The sequence below is a fragment of the Pseudomonas sp. Irchel s3h17 genome (assembly GCF_900187505.1).
Classification (GTDB): Bacteria; Pseudomonadota; Gammaproteobacteria; order Pseudomonadales; family Pseudomonadaceae; genus Aquipseudomonas.
In genome coordinates this window covers 12,055-28,508 of record NZ_FYDL01000015.1, presented here as the reverse complement: position 1 = coordinate 28,508, position 16,454 = coordinate 12,055, and the positions used below count along the sequence as shown (strand labels likewise).

Below are 16,454 nucleotides of genomic sequence, written 5' to 3'. Positions count from 1 at the left end.
CGGATCCACGCACGCGGACCCGACACTACAAAGCATAGCAACGGCCTCAGGGTTTCGTCGGCTGTGGACCTTGCGTTCGTCCGCTTTCCCAACCGCCACCCAGCGCCAGGAACAAATCAATCTGGCTCATGGCGACCTGAGTGTTGGCCGCCGCCACCTGCGCGCGCACGTCGGTGTAGGTGCGGGTGGCCTGCAAGTCGGCCAGGAACGATGCCCGGCCCGCCTGGTAGAAGCGGTGCGTCTGGTCGGCCGCCAATTGCGCCGACTGCTCGGCATCGGCCAACGCGTCGCGGCGCTGGAGCAGCGCGGAATACTGGGCGAGCCCGGTCTGGGTTTCACGAATGGCGTTGAGTACCACCCCGTCAAAATGCGCCAGCGCCCCTTGGGTAGCGGCCTCGGCCTCACGCACACGGGCGCGGGAACCGTTGGTCGGCACGCTCCAGGTCAGTAATGGGCCAAACCCCCAGCGATTGGTCGCAGGTTCGCCCAGGTTTTCAAGAATACCCACGGTGCCAACGGTCGCCCCGATGCTGATGTCCGGGTACAACTGCCCGGTGGCGACACCGATACCGGCGGTGGCCGCCGCTAACCGACGCTCGGCCTGACGCACATCCGGCCGGCGCTTGAGCAAGGTGGCGCCGTCACCGACCGGCAACAATTGCGCAATCTCTGGCAGTTCATGGCAATGCGGGGTGCCGGCAGGCAATTGATCCACCGGCTTGGCCAGCAACATCGACAAGCGGAACAGCCCGGCCTGGCGCGCGGCTTCGTAGCGCGGCAATTCGGCGCGCAAGGATTTGAATTGGGTCTGTGAGCGGGTGACCTGGGTTTCGTCGCCACGCCCGGCGTCCCGCAGGCGCTGGACCAGCGTGGTGCTTTGGCCTTGCAGGTCCAGGGAATGCCCGGCGATCTCCAGTTCCTCGTTGGCCGCACACACCTGGGTGTAGGCCCGCACGACATCGGCGACCAAGGTGATCCGCGCGGTGTCGGCCGCCGCCTGGGTCGCATCGGCGTTGGCCTTGGCCGCTTCGATCCCACGCTGCAAGGTACCGAACAGGTCGAACTGATAGGAGGTGGTGATGCCGATGTCCCCAACGTTGGCCACCGGGACTTTTTCCGGCAGCAAAAACGCTTCGCCCGACTCCTGCAAACGCTGGGCACCGAGTTTCACCCCACCGCTCCAACCGCCCGCCGACTCGGCCTCTTCCACTTGCGCACGGGCGCGGGCCAGGTTGGCCGCCGCCACCCGCAAATCGGTGTTGGCGGCCATGGCCTGGCGCACCAGTTCATCCAGGCGAGGATCCCGGTACAACCGCCACCAGTCGCCGGGTATCGGAGCCGACACCACGTTCCGGTTGTGGGCCGCCAGGTCGCCCTGGAAGTCCTCGCGATGCACCGCCGCCTCCTGCGGCAACTGGTAATCCGGGCCCACCGCCTGACAAGCGGACAGCAGCAAGCCGACCCCGAGCGTCGCGATACCGGTGAGCGCTTTCATTGCGCCGGCTCCTGCTCGGGCGGATCGCCGATGATCGACACGGTCGCGGTACGCCCGGCGATCATGCGAAAGTCCGGCGGCACATCGTCAAAGGCAATGCGCACCGGAATCCGTTGTGCCAGGCGCACCCAACTGAATGCCGGATTCACATTGGGCAGCAGGTTCGCGCCGCTGGTGCGGTCGCGGTCTTCGATACCGGCGACAATGCTTTCGACATGCCCACGCAACCGCGCACGGTCACCGACCACACGAATATCCACGCGCTGGCCGACATGAATGCCGTCCAGCTTGGTCTCTTCGAAATAGCCGTCGATGTGGAAGGAGTTACTGTCCACCACCGACAGCACCGGACGACCCGCCGTGACGAACTCCTGGGTCCGTGGCGCACGATCGTTGAGGTAGCCGTCCACGGGGCTGCGGATCACCGAGCGGTCGAGGTTGAGCTGGGCACTGTCCACCATCACCTGGGCTTCCATCAACGCCACCTCGGCACGGGCCACCCGCGACTGGCTTTCTTCCAGTTGCTCACCCGGCACCAGGTTGCCCAGGCCACGGTTACGCCTGGCTTCACGTTGCGCCTGGGCCAGGGTTTCCTGACGGTCGGCAACCGCTGCCTTGGCCTGGCGCAGCGCCAGCCGGAAACGGTCCTGATCGATGCTGAACAGCACCTGGCCGCGCTTCACCAACTGGTTGTCGCGCACCTCCACTTGCTGGATCAGCCCGGACACGTCCGGGGCAATCTGCACGATGTCGGCACGAATGTGCCCGTCACGGGTCCAGGGAGCGAACATGTAATACATCACCATGCGCCACACCACGACGACCGCCAGGGTCACCACCAGCAGGGTCAGCACCACACGGCCAAGGGTCAAGAACGGTTTTTTCATGTCATCAGGTATCGACTGAGTGAGTCCACGGCGCCAAGCAGCACGGCGTAAAGACCCACGTTGAACAACGCCCGGTGCCAGACCAGGCGATAAAAGTGCAAGCGTGTCAGCACCCCGTGCACCAGCAGGTACAGCAGGTAGGTAATGCCCATCAGCACCAGCAACGTGGGCAGGAACACCCCGCTGATGTCCAGATCACCGATCATAAAGGCGCTCCATCGATGCCATGGGGAAGGGGCTCGGCGGCGGCGCTGACCCCCACGAACTCCACGCCCGGCAACAGCGCCAGACGCAGGCCGCTGAGGGCATGCAGCACATTCAGACGGGTATCGTCGTGATCCTGCCGGCCTTGGCCGTTGAGTGCGCGGCGGGTGCGGTCCAGGGTCATCAGCAGCGCGGCCGGCGCCGGCAAGCGCTCTCCCGCCTTCAAGCAGGCCTTGAAATAGTCGCCAACCTCGGCCACCACCTGACGCAGTAACGCATTCGCCACGCCATGCACCCGTGGCGCGTACGCCAGCAAGTCCAGCAGGTTCAACCCCACGCGGACTTCACGCAGGGCAATCCCCGTGTCCTGGCCGGTAATGGCCAGGCGCGGCAAATGCTGCATCAGTCGATCGAGCAGTTGCACTCCCAGGTGTCGGTGCTCGGCCAGGTTGGCCGGCTCGGTCATCCCGACAATGTCGTGCCAACTGAAGCGGGTCAGGCGCTTGGCCGCCAGTTCCGAGCCGAACGGGCGGGCCACCAGGGTCCAGACGAAGGCAAACAGCAAGCCGATGGGACCGGCGAGGTTGGCATTGGCAAAGCTCAGAAAGTCCGCGTCGTAAACGCCCTGGAGGCTGATAAACGATGACGTGTTGACGATGGTCAGCAGCATCCCCAGGTAAAAGGCCGGCTGTACCGTGAGGGTGCCAACGCAGATATAGGGCACGGCGAACGCCAGCACCAGCATCGGGAAGTCATGCAGGTTGGGCAGGATCAGAAACAGGTAAAGGCTGGCGAACACTACCGACAACGCGGTCCAGAAAAAGAACCGGTAAATCTGCGGCGCCGGGTCGTCCATCGAGGCGAAGAAGCTGCACGCCACCGCCGCCAGGATCACCGCGCTGCCACCGTCGGGCCAGCCCAGCAGGATCCACAACACCGAGGCAACGATGATCGCCAGCACCGTGGAGGTCGCCGAATACAACATCAACCCGCGGTCGATAAACGGGGTAAGCCGGCCCAGTCGCCAATGGCGGTAAACGGCGCGCCAGTTGTCCTGGCTGTCGTTGTGAATGGCTTGTTGCAGGCTACGCAGGTCCTGCCACAAGTCGACCCATTCCCCCAGGCGATACAGCGCATTGGAAAACAGCAATTGCTTGCGGTCATCCAGCGCTTCGGCACTCGGTTGCAGGGCTTCAAGCTGGTTGCGCAGGGCTTGCCAACGCTCGACGCTGGCGTCGCTGTGGTCGAGCCACTCCAGCGCCGCCTCCAGCAGCGGTGCGAACCTGTCCACCAGCTCGGGGGTGCGCCGTTGCAAGGCGTACAACGCATCGTCCAGGGCATCCACCACCGGCAGCAGGTGAATCATCCGCCCGCGCAGTTCCTTGGTATTGCGCACGGTTTGCGGTCGCGCGCCTTCGTGGGGCAACTGGCCGATCATCAACTCGAGGGTGTTGAAGGTCGCCACCATCGATGTGCGCAGGGCGCTGACCTCATCGGGGCGCACATCGCGGCTGAGGAAGCGCTGGCTGTAGGTCACCGCTTCACCGAACCACTTGCTGACCGCACCATCCAGTACCGGCGCCAACCGACGCGGCCAGAACACACTGCCCACCACCGCCGCACAGACAATGCCGAGAAAGATCTCTTCGGTCCGCGCTTCGGCCACATCCCACACGGCCAACGGGTTATCCACCACCGGCAAGGCGATCAGCGGCAAAGTGTAGCCGGCCAGCATCAGCGCATAGCTATTGGCGGTACGCAGGTGCATCGACAAAAACAGCAGGATGCCGGTCCACAGCGCAATGACCACCACCAGCACATAGGGGCTCTGGACGAACATCGGCACAAACAGCAAGGCCGCCGCCGCACCGGCGAAGGTGCCGATGGCGCGGTACAGCGCCTTGGAACTGGTGGGGCCGACGAACGGGCTGGAGACGATATAAACCGTGGCCATCGCCCAGTACGGACGCGGCATTTGCATAAGCATGGCGATGTACAGCGCGATCATCGACGCGGCGAAGGTACGCACGCCGTAGAACCAGTCGCGGGCTGGCGGAATACCGGAAAAAAAACCGTTCAAGACGGTGTCACCGAGACATGCTCAGCGGTCTCGAACGCACGAATCACCCGCAGTGCGGCCTCAAGGTCAGCCGGGTCGATACCCTGCAGCACTTCACGGCGCAGACGGACCAACTCGGCTTCCACCGTCTGTACCAGCTCACGGCCGGTGTCGGTCAGGCTCAGGCATTTGGCGCGACGATCAAGGGCATCTTCGGTGCGACGGACATACCCGGCGTGGCACAACTGATCGAGCAAACGCACCAGCGACGGACTCTCCATCCCCGCCGTGTGTGCCACCGTCACCTGGCGCACCCCCTCGCCCAGCCGCCCGATCATCAACAACGGGACGGCGCAGGCTTCGGTAATACCGTAGTTGACCAGCGTGGTCTGGCAGATTTTGCGCCAATGCCGCGCGGCCACCACCATGGCACTGCTGAGGTTCATCTGAAGGGCGTCGAGGGTCTGGGGCACAGGGACATTCGCATACAGTTAGTTCGCTAACTATCAATATCGCACTGGAGGGGAATTTCAGTCAAGTTTTGAAACAAATTGGAGGAACGCTGATCTCATGGCCCCGCCAAGAAATACTGCGACTTTGAGAGTCTTTGCAGGATTTCACCCACGCAAAGAAGGCATCAACGATGACTGAGCGCCCCGACTCAAAAGATGAGCATAGCCACACCCCGGCAAACGCCACGCAGTACCACAATACTGTTCAGTTAAAGATAGGGGGGCTCAATACATCCCCCGTTGCTCGCGCTGGGCTGCACAGCAGCCCCAAAAACTATCGCCGAGTTCGTTCTGAAAGGCCGCAGTCGCTTTGTTGGGGGCGCTTCACGCCCCAGCGCGAGCAAGCTCGCTCGCCACGGGGGCTTTTACTCGCTTTAAGCGTTTCTTAACTGAACAACATTGCACGCCGTACCGCGACTTTCTGCAAAGAAAAATCGACGCAGCCCGTAGCTCGGTGCGAAATGGAACAGGTCGGAGAAATGATGAAGTCGAAGCTGAATTCGGCGCTCGGCGGGCTGAAACCGCTCTGATAGCAGAAAACTGAGCAAAGAGTCGTTCCCACAAATCGCGCAGAGAATGGCGCCTGAGCACTGTTATCGTTCGCCAAATCCTGTCGCCGATATGCGACGACATGGCGAACTATAGGGGGTCAGGGTTCGCAACCAAGCGGGCGGGCGCCAGACGTTTCCCCGGGGTCTAGGGGCACTTCATGCATCGGCCAGCAGTCGCCCCGCCTCGGCCTCAATAAATTCAAACACCGCCTCCGGCACGCTGTACTGGAACTGCTTGCGCCGATGTCTGGAAACCTTGCCCTCGTTGTCCAGGCACATCATCACCAGCTTCGACAGATCGCTGCCGCGTACGTCGTAACGTTGGTTCACGGCTTTGACGATGCGGTCGTAGCGGTCGAGGAAATCGGTTTCTTCACGCAGTTCGACTTCAAGGGCGCGGCGAGCCATTTGCAGGGTGAACTCGACGCAGCGGGTGGCGTCCCAGAAGCGGTAGATCGAGGGATGGCCAATGAACTCAAACGCCATTTGCTCGGCATCCAGCCAAGTGACATTCCAGAAATCGCGAGCGGGTTGCGAAAATTCCTTGAGGGCCGCCAAATAATTTGACTCTTCGTGTTTCATCGCCACGGAAACCGGCAGAAGCAGGCCGTTTTCCAGAGCGCCGGAATGACACAGGGTCTGGTGGATCAGAAAGCGTGAAAGCCGGCCATTGCCGTCCATGAAGGGATGGAGAAAGACGAAACCAAATGCAGTTACGGCGGCGGCCACCAGTGAATCAACCTTCCGCGAAGACTGATTGGCAAACCTCATCAGTTCATCCATCAACTCACGGCACAGGTCCGGCTCGGGGGGGATATAGCTTACCCCAGAAGCGCCGCGCAGACCGTTATGCAGGTGGTTTTGTTCATGGCGGAACAGAGCGGCTTTGTCGAAAGGGTTGGAGACTGTGCTGTTCTGCAACTCTACCAGATACTCTTCGCTCAACTCGCGACCGTCATGGGCCTGACGCAGCAGTTGAACGAAGCGCCGGGACTTTTCTTCGCTGGGTTCTTCTTTCTCGATAGCAAAGGAATCACGGGTTTCGTGGAGATACGCCCAGTTGATGGCGCGATCCATCATTTCCGCTGGCAATGTCGCCATAAAGGTTTTGGCCCGGCCGAGGATGTCGAGGCTGAGCAGGGCTTCGAGTTCGGACGTCCGCTCCACCGTGGCACAGTAGCGAAGGGAGCCGAGGCCATTAAACTCGATACGCCATCGGGTATTTCTAACCGTAGGGCCAGTGATGTACCGCTCTGGATCAAACAGCGGTAAGAATCGGCTATTAACTGACGCTTCGTAGTCGAGTCGCTGGTTGGTTAAACCTTCCCAGAGATAGCAGGCTTTTCGAACGAATACGCCGTTCGGGGCCTTGTCCAATTCCTCGAGCAGCTCTTCAGCAGGCACGGATTCAAGTGCCTGGGCCAGAATGCTGAGGTTGATACCTTCGTGTTTGAGCGCAAAAAAAATGTGCTCAAGGGTCGAGTTGCCTGTAGGTGCCACTGACTGTGGTACGGCCAGGCAATCCCCGATCATGGATACGCGGGTGACGGGCTTGACCATCGCCACGCGCTTCGGTGCAATGGCTTTGAGTCTTAAGGCATCATGCAGGTAGGCGTATCCAACTACGGGCATCGGGCGAGTCCACAGAAAAAGTTCAGAAATCCGATTAAAGCCCAGTTTTTTGCAACGCTCATCAGTTTTTTGCACGAATTCCCGCTTTTCCGCAGATTTTTACACCCCTCGCCCCTTCCGGAGCAGCACATCCAGTTGATCCACCACCTCCGCCCAATCGGCGTCATCGAGGATTTCGTCGCGCAAAAAATCTGCCTGGCTCTTGCTCCAGAAGAAGGCGTCCGCCAGGTGCAGTTCAGGTTTCAACGGGGAATGGGTGGCGATGAATTGGTCGATGCTTTGCGCATCGTCGGGCAGGCCGAGCTGTTTGAACAGGTTAGGCAGGGTATGCGTCGGTGATTCCATGGCTGGACTCCTTGGAGATTACGCTAACGATCACCGTCCCAACTGGCAGGCCAGTGAAGAACGATAATACAGTCTATGACAAGACTCTGCTTCGCGCCGATTCGGGTGATTCACGCTGGCCGAGCAACCGATTAATGGTCAGACGGGTCAAGCCATGAGCACCACACAACGCTGAGTTCAGCACCGGACCTTTTCGATACAGTATTACACCAATGTACTATCACAGACTCAGCATCGCACGATACCTCGTATACACTCGCCCTACCAGCTTTAAAACTAATACACATCCCTCTTAGTCACCATCAAAAAGATTCGCCCTTCGTGTACGTATTGTATTGCGTACGTCTCTTACTGCGCGCGCGGAGACAGCGGGGACGGCCAGACCCGCTATTCTCAAAGCAAGTAAACCTGAAGCAGCCATCGACGCTCCGTCAGAATGGCTAGCTCTGCTGGCCTGTCCGGCGGGAGGAGGAGAAGGAGGAGATGGCGGGCGTGCACGTGCCACTGCAACTCCACCTGCTCCTCCCGGGCGACCGTCCTGCAAGTATCCAAAAGCGAAATCGTCAAAATTACCACTTGGTATTCGACCAGTGTTTTCAAGCTGCGCTACCCCATCTTGGTACTTCTTTGCATGGTGATAATTATCATATCCATATTCTACTGTTTGAACATTCTTCTCGGAATTTTTATAAACACCAAAAATTGTTGGATTGCCACCTCCACTTGAGGCGGACTTTACTGCCCGATTATAAAACGCACCTGCAGCCGACTCACTTGCATAATAGAGACCTTCCCCGAGCGGCGCTCCGTCTTTATGCATAAAAGGTGAAGCATAGCGTTGTCCACTCTCAAGAGACTTAATAGATTGCTTTTGTCCGACATGAAAGCCCACAAGGTTGTGTTTTACATTGCCTACCGAGATCGACTGACTGAATCTGGGTAACGGCAGCAAGAGCGCGTGCCCCGTTGGATCTGTCCTCAAAACCGGATTCCCCAAGCAATACGCATAACCATTCAACCCACCATCCCCAAACGGACTCCAACTGTCCGGGCTATTAAATCGCATCAAGACTGGGTTAAACGCCCGATAGCCATTCCCCAACAAGTAGTGCCCGGTTACCGGGTCAGGCCGTTCGCCGTTGAATCCCAGCAAGCTGAGCAACCCGCTTTCAGCGTGGCGATGACCGTAGGGTGAGTACGCAATGGACCGCTTTTGATTGTTCACCTCGAGAGTGTGCAATACCGAGCGTTGCTGATCAGCGGCCAACAATGTGGTGGTGCCGACCTCATCGGCCACGCGCTGCTGTTGTGCCAGTAACTGGTTACCGTGCTGGACAATCGAGTACTGCATTGCCCCCTGTATTTCCGTGGCCAAGAGGCTTTTGCGGTAAAAACGTTGAAGCGAGGGTGTCTGCGGTTGAGTGTGATTGATCAAGCGATCCAGAGGATCATAGCGATAGTGGCAGAGCAAGGTCGACTGTGAGAAAGACATATGCGCTCCGTGCTTTCAAGGACTGGGGCCTTGAGTATCAGCCGATTTATCAGCAGCGAGTACTAGCAGAACTGCCAGGTGAGGATGATTACTGGGGTGGCTGTGAATATTGCGCTGCCTTCTTCGCAGACACGTCAGCGAAGTGGGCAGCGCAACACACACGCAAAATGAGCTAATGACTCAGTTCACACACCTCGGCATGGGGCACCATTTTCAGGTACTGGTCCATGCTCATGTGCACCAGGTTATTGTGGTTGCCGGCTTCCACGTAGATCTCTTTCTGGCGGGTCAGCAATGGGTCGATGACCATGTCCAGGCCATAGGATTCACCCAACGCCGGAACAGCGCCGCGTTCGCAGTCGTTGAACAGATGGGCTAGGGTGCTTTCGCGAGTCACCTGCCATTCACCGCTGCCACGTACTTTGCTCAGGTCCAGATGCCGGCTGGCCGGCAGCACCGCCATCAGGTAGTGACCATGGTGGTCATCCAGGATCACCGACTTGGCCACGCGCTCCGCGGGAATGCCTGCCACCCTGGCGGTTTCCAGGCTGCTGGCCGAATGGGGGTGAGTGACCACGTCAAATTCGCAGTGCGCCTCTTCCAGGCTGCGCTGCACGGTTCTTGCCATACGCATGATGCACCTCGGTGTCCGTCGCAAGCGTTGGCGGACGATGGTTAAAGCGCGTTGTTCTCACTACAAAGTCTAGGCCCCATGCCAGAACCCGGGAATAAATCTGCCCACTGGATGCCGCCAGAACGTGATCAAAAATCAGTCGATCCAGCCTCAACTAGACTATAAGCAGGGCTACAGAAAGGCTCGTTGACGGACGGCTCTCCCGGAGGGTCAAGTGAACAGTCGCTGGTGTGTCTTCGCGCTGCTGCTGGGTTTGAGCGGGCCGGTGTCGGCGGCCGACGCGGTGATTATTTTCAATCCCAATGCCATCGGGGCATGGCTGATCATGCTGGGGATCGCCTTTTTGCTGGCCGAGGCGATGCTGCCCAGCTATGGCGTGATCGGACTGGGGGGCATCCTCACGTTCGTGGTCGGCTCAGTGATCCTGATGAACGCCGACCGCCCGGGCTTCAGTCCGCCCGCCCCACTGCTGATCGGCCTGGCGCTGGTCAGCACCGTGCTGTTGATCGCACTACTGATCCACGCGTTGAGAACCCGACCGAAACACGCCGTCAGCGGTGATGCCGGGTTGCTGGGCAGTGTGACCCCCATCACCTCGATCCAGGCCGACAACGCCTGTCGCGGCTGGGTGCACTTGCAGGGCGAACAGTGGCAGGTGCTCAGCACGACACCGCTGCAATCCGGCCAACCGGTGCGGGTGGTGGCGCGCAGAGGTCTGATGCTGGAAGTGGCCGCGGCTGACGCGGCGCCGCAGGGAGAATGATCATGGGTCTGCAGTTGGGTTTTGCCGCGCTGTTGCTGTTGGTGATTGCACTGGCATCATCGACCTTTCGCATCCTGCGCGAATACGAACGTGCGGTGGTGTTCCAGCTCGGGCGCTTCTGGCAGGTCAAGGGCCCGGGGCTGATCCTGTTGATTCCGGTGGTGCAGCAAATGGTGCGGGTCGATCTGCGCACCGTGGTGCTGGACGTGCCACCGCAAGACGTGATCACCCGCGACAACGTCTCGGTGAAGGTCAACGCGGTGCTGTACTTCCGCGTGCTCGACCCGCAAAAGGCGATCATCCAGGTCGAGAGTTTTCTCATGGCCACCAGCCAATTGGCGCAAACCACACTGCGCGCCGTGCTGGGTAAGCATGAGCTGGACGAACTGCTGGCCGAGCGCGAACGGCTGAACATCGACATTCAGCAGGTACTGGATGCACAAACCGACGCCTGGGGCATCAAGGTGGCGAACGTCGAGATCAAGCATGTCGACCTCAATGAATCAATGATCCGCGCCATCGCCCGCCAGGCCGAAGCCGAACGGGAACGGCGGGCCAAGGTGATCCACGCCGAAGGCGAATTGCAGGCCTCGGAAAAACTCATGCAGGCTGCCGAAATGCTCGGTCGCCAGCCGGGCGCCATGCAATTGCGCTACATGCAGACCCTGAGTTCGATTGCCGGGGACAAGAGCTCGACCATTGTCTTTCCGCTCCCTATCGAATTGCTCAAGGGCATGGCTGATTTGTCGCCGAAGAGTTGAGGGGCTTCACTCATCGACCGCGCCATTGTTCCAACGCCTCGTAAGGCGCTCGCGCCCAACATTCCACGCACTCTCTGAGCAGCTGCGAGGCTTCTCGCTGCTTGCCTGCGACGTCGGCCACGAACCTCTCGGTCGGTTGTTTTGCGTGCCGGTTCACGTTGCTGAACACCTGGACCCGCTGCGCGGCGTTCAGCGCAAAGAACTCAGCCAAACGTCCGTCCATAGCCTCCGGTAACTCACTGTAATTCACGGCCAACCCGGCAAACTCGCGGCAGTGCTCAACCGCCCATTGCAATAGCCGACCCAGGCGCCGAGCGATGAAGTCTTCTCGCCCGGCGAACGGCACGCCATCGTCCAATGCACTGGCACCGATCAGCCCCGGCACCATGTGCATGCCCGGGCGACGCAGGTGGGAGACGGCGATTTCCAGCGGCTCGCGGTACACAAACATCCAGGGCGTGTCGGGAAAACATTCGCGAACCAACGCCAGTTCTGCGATGTTCCAGGCATCCAGTTTGATCACCAATCGTTGCTCCACCCCTCGACGTGGCTGGCCGTAGGCCGAAAGCAATCCGCGAATGGCCGCGCTGCGCTCTGATGCCGGCAATGTGCTGCGCAGCAGGGTATCCAGTGGCGGTGGTTCAGAAATGACGAGGTGATTGTCCAGGTGCGCAAGCATCTGGCTGATCAGTGTCGATCCGCAGCGTGAGGCGTGAAAAATCAAATGACGCATCGCGGCCTGCAGCTCTTCACGGGAAAACGTCAGGCGACGCTCGGCGGCCAGGGTCAGGGTGGTGGCGATAAAGGCTTCGCGGTCGGTCACGCGTTGCAAGGTCTGGCAAAGCTGCGGATCGCTCTCCAACAACCGTCGAAACTGTGCCAGCGCTTGCGCCGCGTGGCCGACGCCAGGCTCCGGCGTGGTTGCCGCCCCCTCGATGATCGCGTGTTCCAGCCAGGCACTGGGCCGACAGTCGATCACCAGATGCACCCGCTCCCGACTGTCGCGATTGTCGACGCTGTGGGGCCGCGACAGGTCGAGAAACCAGCACTCACCGGCAGTCATCGGAATTCGTAAACCGTCGAGCAGAAAGTCGACGTTGGGAGGGCTGAGCAACGGAATGTGCAGGCGCAAATCAGCTTCTGGCCCCTCAAGATCGTAGTCGCGGTGCTCGTGAATGCGACTGCCCGGCCCCAGTCTCAACAACCTGGCCGAGACGATCTCCAGCGGCAAGCCCAGCAACGCCTGTCGCCAGCGATCATCGCGCAACCACGGCGCCCGCAGCCGTGGCTCGCCGCGACCGGGGGACAGCTCGGTCAGCGCATCAACCGCAGAAACCAGCGCTACGCCGCTCCACTCGCCACGGTAATAGTCGTGGTTGAAATGGCGATGCCAGTCGCTGTCCCTGATCTGCGCCAACGCCTGCAACAGCAACGGCAGAGGTACCGGCACCGGCAGTCGGGAAAACGCCGGCCGAGTCATCGCTCTGGCAGACCGTGCACTATCTGCCCGTTCGCCACCAACAACGCCGCCAGCTCGCTGGCGCGGCGAATGTTTTCCTGACGGTCCTGGTCGGTAAACCCCAGGTCACGATTGAGCCCGACCCGCAGCGCATCGCCGTCTAGCACCAGGCTGCGTGCACCGCGCTCGAACAACGCGGCATGCAGCGCCTGCGCCAGGGTCGACTTGCCCGCCGCCGGCAAACCGGTGAGCAGGATCGCCACGCCGCGATGGCCGTGACGGCTTTCGTACTGAGCCCGACCGACGCTGGCCACCGGTGCCAGCAGGGAACCGTGCAAAGACCTGCTCGGCGCCACCGCCGGCCGGTGCGTTCACTTGAACTCCGCAAAGCGGGCCGTGCCGCTCATGCCGGCGAGCAAGCCGTTGGCATTGGGCAGCGTTGCGACCAGCAACAGCGTCTGGCTGCCCTCATCGATCCGCGCCCCCAGGCGCTTGACCGTGGCATCGAGAGGCTGACCGGTTTCATCGGGTGTGAAGTGGAAGGTCTGTCCGGGCTTGAGCTTGCCCATCCAGCGCGAAGGCACCAGCAAGTGGATTTCCAGGCTGCGGTTATCGACGATATCCAGCAATGGCGTGCCGGCGGCCACGCTTTCATAGCGCTGGACCTTGCGCTCGACCACCTGGCCATCAAACGGTGCTACCACGGCGCAACGCTTGACCTGAATCTGATACACCTGAGATTGCGCCTGAGTCTCGCTGAGCCTGGCCTGGGCCCGCGCCACTTCGAAACGTCCGACCGAGTTCAGCGCGGCCAGTTGCTTGTTGTGGGCCAACTCTTCGCCGGCCCCCCGGCTGGCGGCCTGTGCGGCATTGAGCTGGGCCTGGAAAGCGGTGCAGTCGAAACGCGCCAGGGTGTCGCCCTTCTTGAAGGTTTCGCCTTCACTGAATGGCAACTCGACAATCCTGCCGGGCAGTTCACTGGCCAGTACCGCTTGATCGCGGGCCCGCAAGACACCACGGGCCTCACTGCCGGTCGCGGCGGGAGCGACGGACGTCGGGTTATCCAACAATGGATCATCAGGTTCGGGCGTTTGCGCCTGAGCCATGCACGTCACAACAGTCAATCCGAAGACCCAACCACTCAAACGCCGCATAACCGTAACTCCCTGACGGATGACCGGAGTCTACGACAGCCCCGACAAGCGTCAAGCAATTAGCCATCACCCAATGCCTCGCGGCTGGCTCTCAGCACTTTCATATCACTGATCGAGCCGTCGTTATGAATGTTCAGGCTGACCCGCACCTTGCCCGTCTCATTGACCCGTTCCGGTGGGTACTTGGGCTTGGGCATGTATGCCCCCTAGCAGTTCTGCTAGTTCTCAACGTGGGGCCAGGCGCGTAACACTAAGAACCCGCATACACTTCGGCCCTATCCACATGAGCACGTCCCGAGACCCGATCTGGCAACGCACTGTGTTGCTGGCGTCCGACAGTAACCAGTCGATCATCGCTGAAGTCGCAGACGGCGAGACCAACACCATCGCTTATACCGCCTACGGCGAGCAGTCCGCGCAACAGGACGTCGCGACACGATTGGGCTTCAACGGTCAACTGCGCGAGGCGCGGATCGGTTGGTATCTGCTGGGTAACGGCTACCGCGCTTACAACCCGCGGTTGATGCGTTTTCATAGCCCGGACAGTTGGAGTCCTTTTGGGAGAGGTGGGTTAAATCTGTATATGTACTGCGCGGGTGAGCCGGTGATGAATTCGGATCCGACGGGGCATATCAAGCGGCCTTGGCCTTTGGTTGGCAAATTCGCCAGATTGCGGGCCGAGTTCCATTCGCCGAACTATGTCCCCGATCCAGTAATCATCAATCCTGTGACCATTGAGCGGGCCGCTTCCGCTATGCGCACGCTACAGAAGGATCTGCCGCAAGGGACACCGAATAAGGAGGGAGTATTGGATGCTATGGGCGGTGTCATTCACAGCATAGAAAAAAACCGTCGCATTTATCCGCTAAAAAGTGGTGGGCGGGCAGGGAATCGTAAAGAAAAAACAGCCAGTCGGAATCAGCGAAATACCCCCCACAACACAACCATGGACCACTCCGCCTCGGCGACCACCGCTGAGCAGTACCCACGAACAAGTTCAACGGCTAACAGCTCTCGCAGACCGTCCAGCTCCAGTATGGGCTCTACCAATAGCAACAGCTCCAGCTCTGCCAGCATTAGCTCTTACAGCACCATCAGCAGCTTAAGTATTGCTTCCAGCGACGAGTCTGGTTTCGCCGGTAGCGGTAGTAACGGAAGCTCTTTCTCTGGATTTTCAGAGCTTCAGCGGCGTCACGACGCTATTCGTGAGTAAAAGTGGCCTTTTACTTCACTACTCTCTCAACACCAGCCCACCTAGCAGTTCTGCTAGTTCTCAAAATGAGGTCGGTGCGTAACACTGGAAATGCGCACTCCGCTTGGTCCTATCCACCGCAAAGGCCCGCTCATGAGCTCATCCAGCCCTATTGATCAGCAGAACCCTTGCTGGCAACGCACTGTGTTGCTGGCATCCGACAACAGCCAGTCGATCATCGCTGAAGTCACAAACGGCAAGACCAACGCCATCGCTTATTCCGCCTACGGCGAGCAGTCCGCGCAACAGGACGTCGTGACGCGATTGGGCTTCAATGGTCAATTGCGCGAGCTGCAGATCGGCTGGTATTTACTGGGCAACGGCTACCGCGCCTACAACCCGCGACTGATGCGTTTCCACAGTCCGGACAGTTGGAGCCCGTTTGGCAGTGGGGGGTTGAATCCGTATATGTATTGCGTGGGGGATCCGGTGAATCGGTCGGATCCGACGGGGCATGCATTCAAGTTTTCTAACTGGTTCCACCTACCCGGTTATCGGGCAGATCCATCACCCATAAAAGTAAACTTTCGTTCCGCCGCTAATGCCGCACGCAGTCTGCAACAAAGTCGGACATTTGAGAGTTCAAATGATCTGTCAGCTATTCTCGGTGTAGGTATTGATCTCGTCAGACCGAGAGTCAGGGTCAGAATGATAGGTGACTATCCGTCAAAAGGAGATGACAGTACTCACGGGATGAAGTGGGGGACTACGCCATCTAACGTGCCATTAACCACTTGGCGAGTGAGCCCCAGTTCGCAGGGATCTCATTCAGCCGTTGCACATCGCCAGGCCGCTAGCAGCACTGGACGACCAACTAGATCTGGATCGCTACCGTCTTTTGCTGAGGCAACGTCTGGGTCTGGGATGAAGCACTGGAATGCTGATACTTTTGCTGCATCGCAGACGCCTGCAAACTATGTGGTTAACCACATGGCCATAAGTAGTCCGTACGAAAATTTGACTCTTGCTTTACCCCATCCAACACCACCGCCCGCGCAACAAGTACAACAAGGAAACTTTGGTATAAATGTTGCTGCCCTGAGAGCGGCACCACAAAATCAAGCCAGAGGGACAGCAAACTTAGCGGATGTTCAACAAGTATTGAGAGAGAGGCGTTAGACGCTTTCCAAACCAGCGCGGTGAGTCCAGCTCACCGCTGCATCCCCAGCACCTCGCTGTCACCCGCGCCAACAATCAAATACCGGATTCGCCGCCACCAACCCGATCAAAATCACCACCGCCTACCCGGCAAAT

The 16,454-nt window shown here is 59.7% G+C and carries 15 protein-coding genes and 3 pseudogenes; 4 read left to right on the top strand and 14 right to left on the bottom strand.

The features are described 5' to 3' along the window. Window positions 1-46: 46 nt before the first annotated feature. The 9 genes from CKW25_RS20630 to CKW25_RS20590 form a co-directional block, all read right to left on the bottom strand. Window positions 47-1,495 (bottom strand): efflux transporter outer membrane subunit, encoded by a 1,449-nt coding sequence (locus CKW25_RS20630; RefSeq protein WP_095082043.1) that lies wholly within the window; start codon window positions 1,493-1,495, stop codon window positions 47-49. Next, window positions 1,492-2,382: an HlyD family secretion protein gene (locus CKW25_RS20625; protein ID WP_095082041.1), complete on the bottom strand. Its 891-nt coding sequence runs from the start codon at window positions 2,380-2,382 to the stop codon at window positions 1,492-1,494. Before CKW25_RS20625 ends, CKW25_RS20630 begins: the two co-directional genes overlap by 4 nt. Continuing rightward, window positions 2,379-2,588 (bottom strand): DUF1656 domain-containing protein, encoded by a 210-nt coding sequence (locus CKW25_RS20620; RefSeq protein ID WP_095082039.1) that lies wholly within the window; start codon window positions 2,586-2,588, stop codon window positions 2,379-2,381. Before CKW25_RS20620 ends, CKW25_RS20625 begins: the two co-directional genes overlap by 4 nt. Next, on the bottom strand, window positions 2,585-4,666 hold the full coding sequence (locus CKW25_RS20615; protein ID WP_095082037.1) for an FUSC family protein: 2,082 nt from the start codon (window positions 4,664-4,666) through the stop codon (window positions 2,585-2,587). The genes CKW25_RS20620 and CKW25_RS20615 overlap by 4 nt, the downstream gene beginning before the upstream one ends. Continuing rightward, window positions 4,663-5,091, bottom strand: coding sequence for a MarR family winged helix-turn-helix transcriptional regulator (locus tag CKW25_RS20610; protein WP_095082035.1), 429 nt, complete (start codon window positions 5,089-5,091; stop codon window positions 4,663-4,665). The genes CKW25_RS20615 and CKW25_RS20610 overlap by 4 nt, the downstream gene beginning before the upstream one ends. 773 nt (window positions 5,092-5,864) lie before the next feature. Beyond that, window positions 5,865-7,340: a Fic family protein gene (locus CKW25_RS20605; RefSeq protein ID WP_095082033.1), complete on the bottom strand. Its 1,476-nt coding sequence runs from the start codon at window positions 7,338-7,340 to the stop codon at window positions 5,865-5,867. A 99-nt stretch (window positions 7,341-7,439) separates the two neighbouring features. Beyond that, on the bottom strand, window positions 7,440-7,685 hold the full coding sequence (locus CKW25_RS20600) for a DUF2789 domain-containing protein (RefSeq protein ID WP_095082031.1): 246 nt from the start codon (window positions 7,683-7,685) through the stop codon (window positions 7,440-7,442). A gap of 292 nt (window positions 7,686-7,977) precedes the next feature. Continuing rightward, window positions 7,978-9,177 (bottom strand): RHS repeat-associated core domain-containing protein, encoded by a 1,200-nt coding sequence (locus tag CKW25_RS20595; protein WP_095082029.1) that lies wholly within the window; start codon window positions 9,175-9,177, stop codon window positions 7,978-7,980. A gap of 172 nt (window positions 9,178-9,349) precedes the next feature. Next, complete coding sequence (locus tag CKW25_RS20590) at window positions 9,350-9,811, bottom strand: aminoacyl-tRNA deacylase (protein WP_095082027.1); 462 nt, start codon at window positions 9,809-9,811, stop codon at window positions 9,350-9,352. 214 nt (window positions 9,812-10,025) lie between these two features. Here CKW25_RS20590 and CKW25_RS20585 point away from each other — a divergent pair, with 214 nt between their 5' ends. Both CKW25_RS20585 and CKW25_RS20580 read left to right on the top strand, forming a co-directional pair. Beyond that, complete coding sequence (locus tag CKW25_RS20585; protein WP_095082025.1) at window positions 10,026-10,574, top strand: NfeD family protein; 549 nt, start codon at window positions 10,026-10,028, stop codon at window positions 10,572-10,574. 2 nt (window positions 10,575-10,576) lie between these two features. Continuing rightward, window positions 10,577-11,335 (top strand): slipin family protein, encoded by a 759-nt coding sequence (locus tag CKW25_RS20580; RefSeq protein WP_095082023.1) that lies wholly within the window; start codon window positions 10,577-10,579, stop codon window positions 11,333-11,335. Between the two features lie 10 nt (window positions 11,336-11,345). On the opposite strand, the pseudogene CKW25_RS20575 reads toward CKW25_RS20580, so the two are convergent. From CKW25_RS20575 to CKW25_RS26360, 5 genes and pseudogenes are all read right to left on the bottom strand, one after another. Beyond that, a pseudogene (locus tag CKW25_RS20575) lies at window positions 11,346-12,056 on the bottom strand (sulfotransferase family protein); the annotation flags it as partial. A gap of 6 nt (window positions 12,057-12,062) precedes the next feature. Next, window positions 12,063-12,815: pseudogene (locus CKW25_RS20570) on the bottom strand (aspartyl/asparaginyl beta-hydroxylase domain-containing protein); the annotation flags it as partial. A gap of 17 nt (window positions 12,816-12,832) precedes the next feature. Further along, window positions 12,833-13,132 (bottom strand): annotated as a pseudogene (locus CKW25_RS20565) (adenylyl-sulfate kinase); the annotation flags it as partial. Window positions 13,133-13,165: 33 nt separating this feature from the next. Further along, window positions 13,166-13,948: an efflux RND transporter periplasmic adaptor subunit gene (locus CKW25_RS20560; RefSeq protein WP_095082021.1), complete on the bottom strand. Its 783-nt coding sequence runs from the start codon at window positions 13,946-13,948 to the stop codon at window positions 13,166-13,168. Window positions 13,949-14,007: 59 nt separating this feature from the next. Then, a complete protein-coding gene (locus tag CKW25_RS26360) occupies window positions 14,008-14,145 on the bottom strand; it encodes an energy transducer TonB (protein WP_143497384.1) in 138 nt (45 codons plus the stop codon). An 86-nt stretch (window positions 14,146-14,231) separates the two neighbouring features. Between CKW25_RS26360 and CKW25_RS20555 the strand changes: the two genes are divergently transcribed. After that, complete coding sequence (locus CKW25_RS20555) at window positions 14,232-15,161, top strand: RHS repeat-associated core domain-containing protein (protein WP_172736589.1); 930 nt, start codon at window positions 14,232-14,234, stop codon at window positions 15,159-15,161. Window positions 15,162-15,293: 132 nt separating this feature from the next. Beyond that, window positions 15,294-16,319, top strand: coding sequence for an RHS repeat-associated core domain-containing protein (locus CKW25_RS20550; RefSeq protein WP_172736587.1), 1,026 nt, complete (start codon window positions 15,294-15,296; stop codon window positions 16,317-16,319). Window positions 16,320-16,454 lie beyond the last annotated feature (135 nt).

Excerpts from the sequence above, each read along its gene's own strand:
- CKW25_RS20630 (WP_095082043.1), bottom strand. The coding sequence starts at position 1,495 with ATGAAAGCGCTCACCGGTATCGCGACGCTCGGGGTCGGCTTGCTGCTG.
- CKW25_RS20625 (WP_095082041.1), bottom strand. The coding sequence starts at position 2,382 with ATGAAAAAACCGTTCTTGACCCTTGGCCGTGTGGTGCTGACCCTGCTG.
- CKW25_RS20620 (WP_095082039.1), bottom strand. The coding sequence starts at position 2,588 with ATGATCGGTGATCTGGACATCAGCGGGGTGTTCCTGCCCACGTTGCTG.
- CKW25_RS20610 (WP_095082035.1), bottom strand. The coding sequence starts at position 5,091 with ATGAACCTCAGCAGTGCCATGGTGGTGGCCGCGCGGCATTGGCGCAAA.
- CKW25_RS20605 (WP_095082033.1), bottom strand. The coding sequence starts at position 7,340 with ATGCCCGTAGTTGGATACGCCTACCTGCATGATGCCTTAAGACTCAAA.
- CKW25_RS20600 (WP_095082031.1), bottom strand. The coding sequence starts at position 7,685 with ATGGAATCACCGACGCATACCCTGCCTAACCTGTTCAAACAGCTCGGC.
- CKW25_RS20595 (WP_095082029.1), bottom strand. The coding sequence starts at position 9,177 with ATGTCTTTCTCACAGTCGACCTTGCTCTGCCACTATCGCTATGATCCT.
- CKW25_RS20590 (WP_095082027.1), bottom strand. The coding sequence starts at position 9,811 with ATGCGTATGGCAAGAACCGTGCAGCGCAGCCTGGAAGAGGCGCACTGC.
- CKW25_RS20580 (WP_095082023.1), top strand. The coding sequence starts at position 10,577 with ATGGGTCTGCAGTTGGGTTTTGCCGCGCTGTTGCTGTTGGTGATTGCA.
- CKW25_RS20560 (WP_095082021.1), bottom strand. The coding sequence starts at position 13,948 with ATGCGGCGTTTGAGTGGTTGGGTCTTCGGATTGACTGTTGTGACGTGC.
- CKW25_RS26360 (WP_143497384.1), bottom strand. The coding sequence starts at position 14,145 with ATGCCCAAGCCCAAGTACCCACCGGAACGGGTCAATGAGACGGGCAAG.
- CKW25_RS20555 (WP_172736589.1), top strand. The coding sequence starts at position 14,232 with ATGAGCACGTCCCGAGACCCGATCTGGCAACGCACTGTGTTGCTGGCG.
- CKW25_RS20550 (WP_172736587.1), top strand. The coding sequence starts at position 15,294 with ATGAGCTCATCCAGCCCTATTGATCAGCAGAACCCTTGCTGGCAACGC.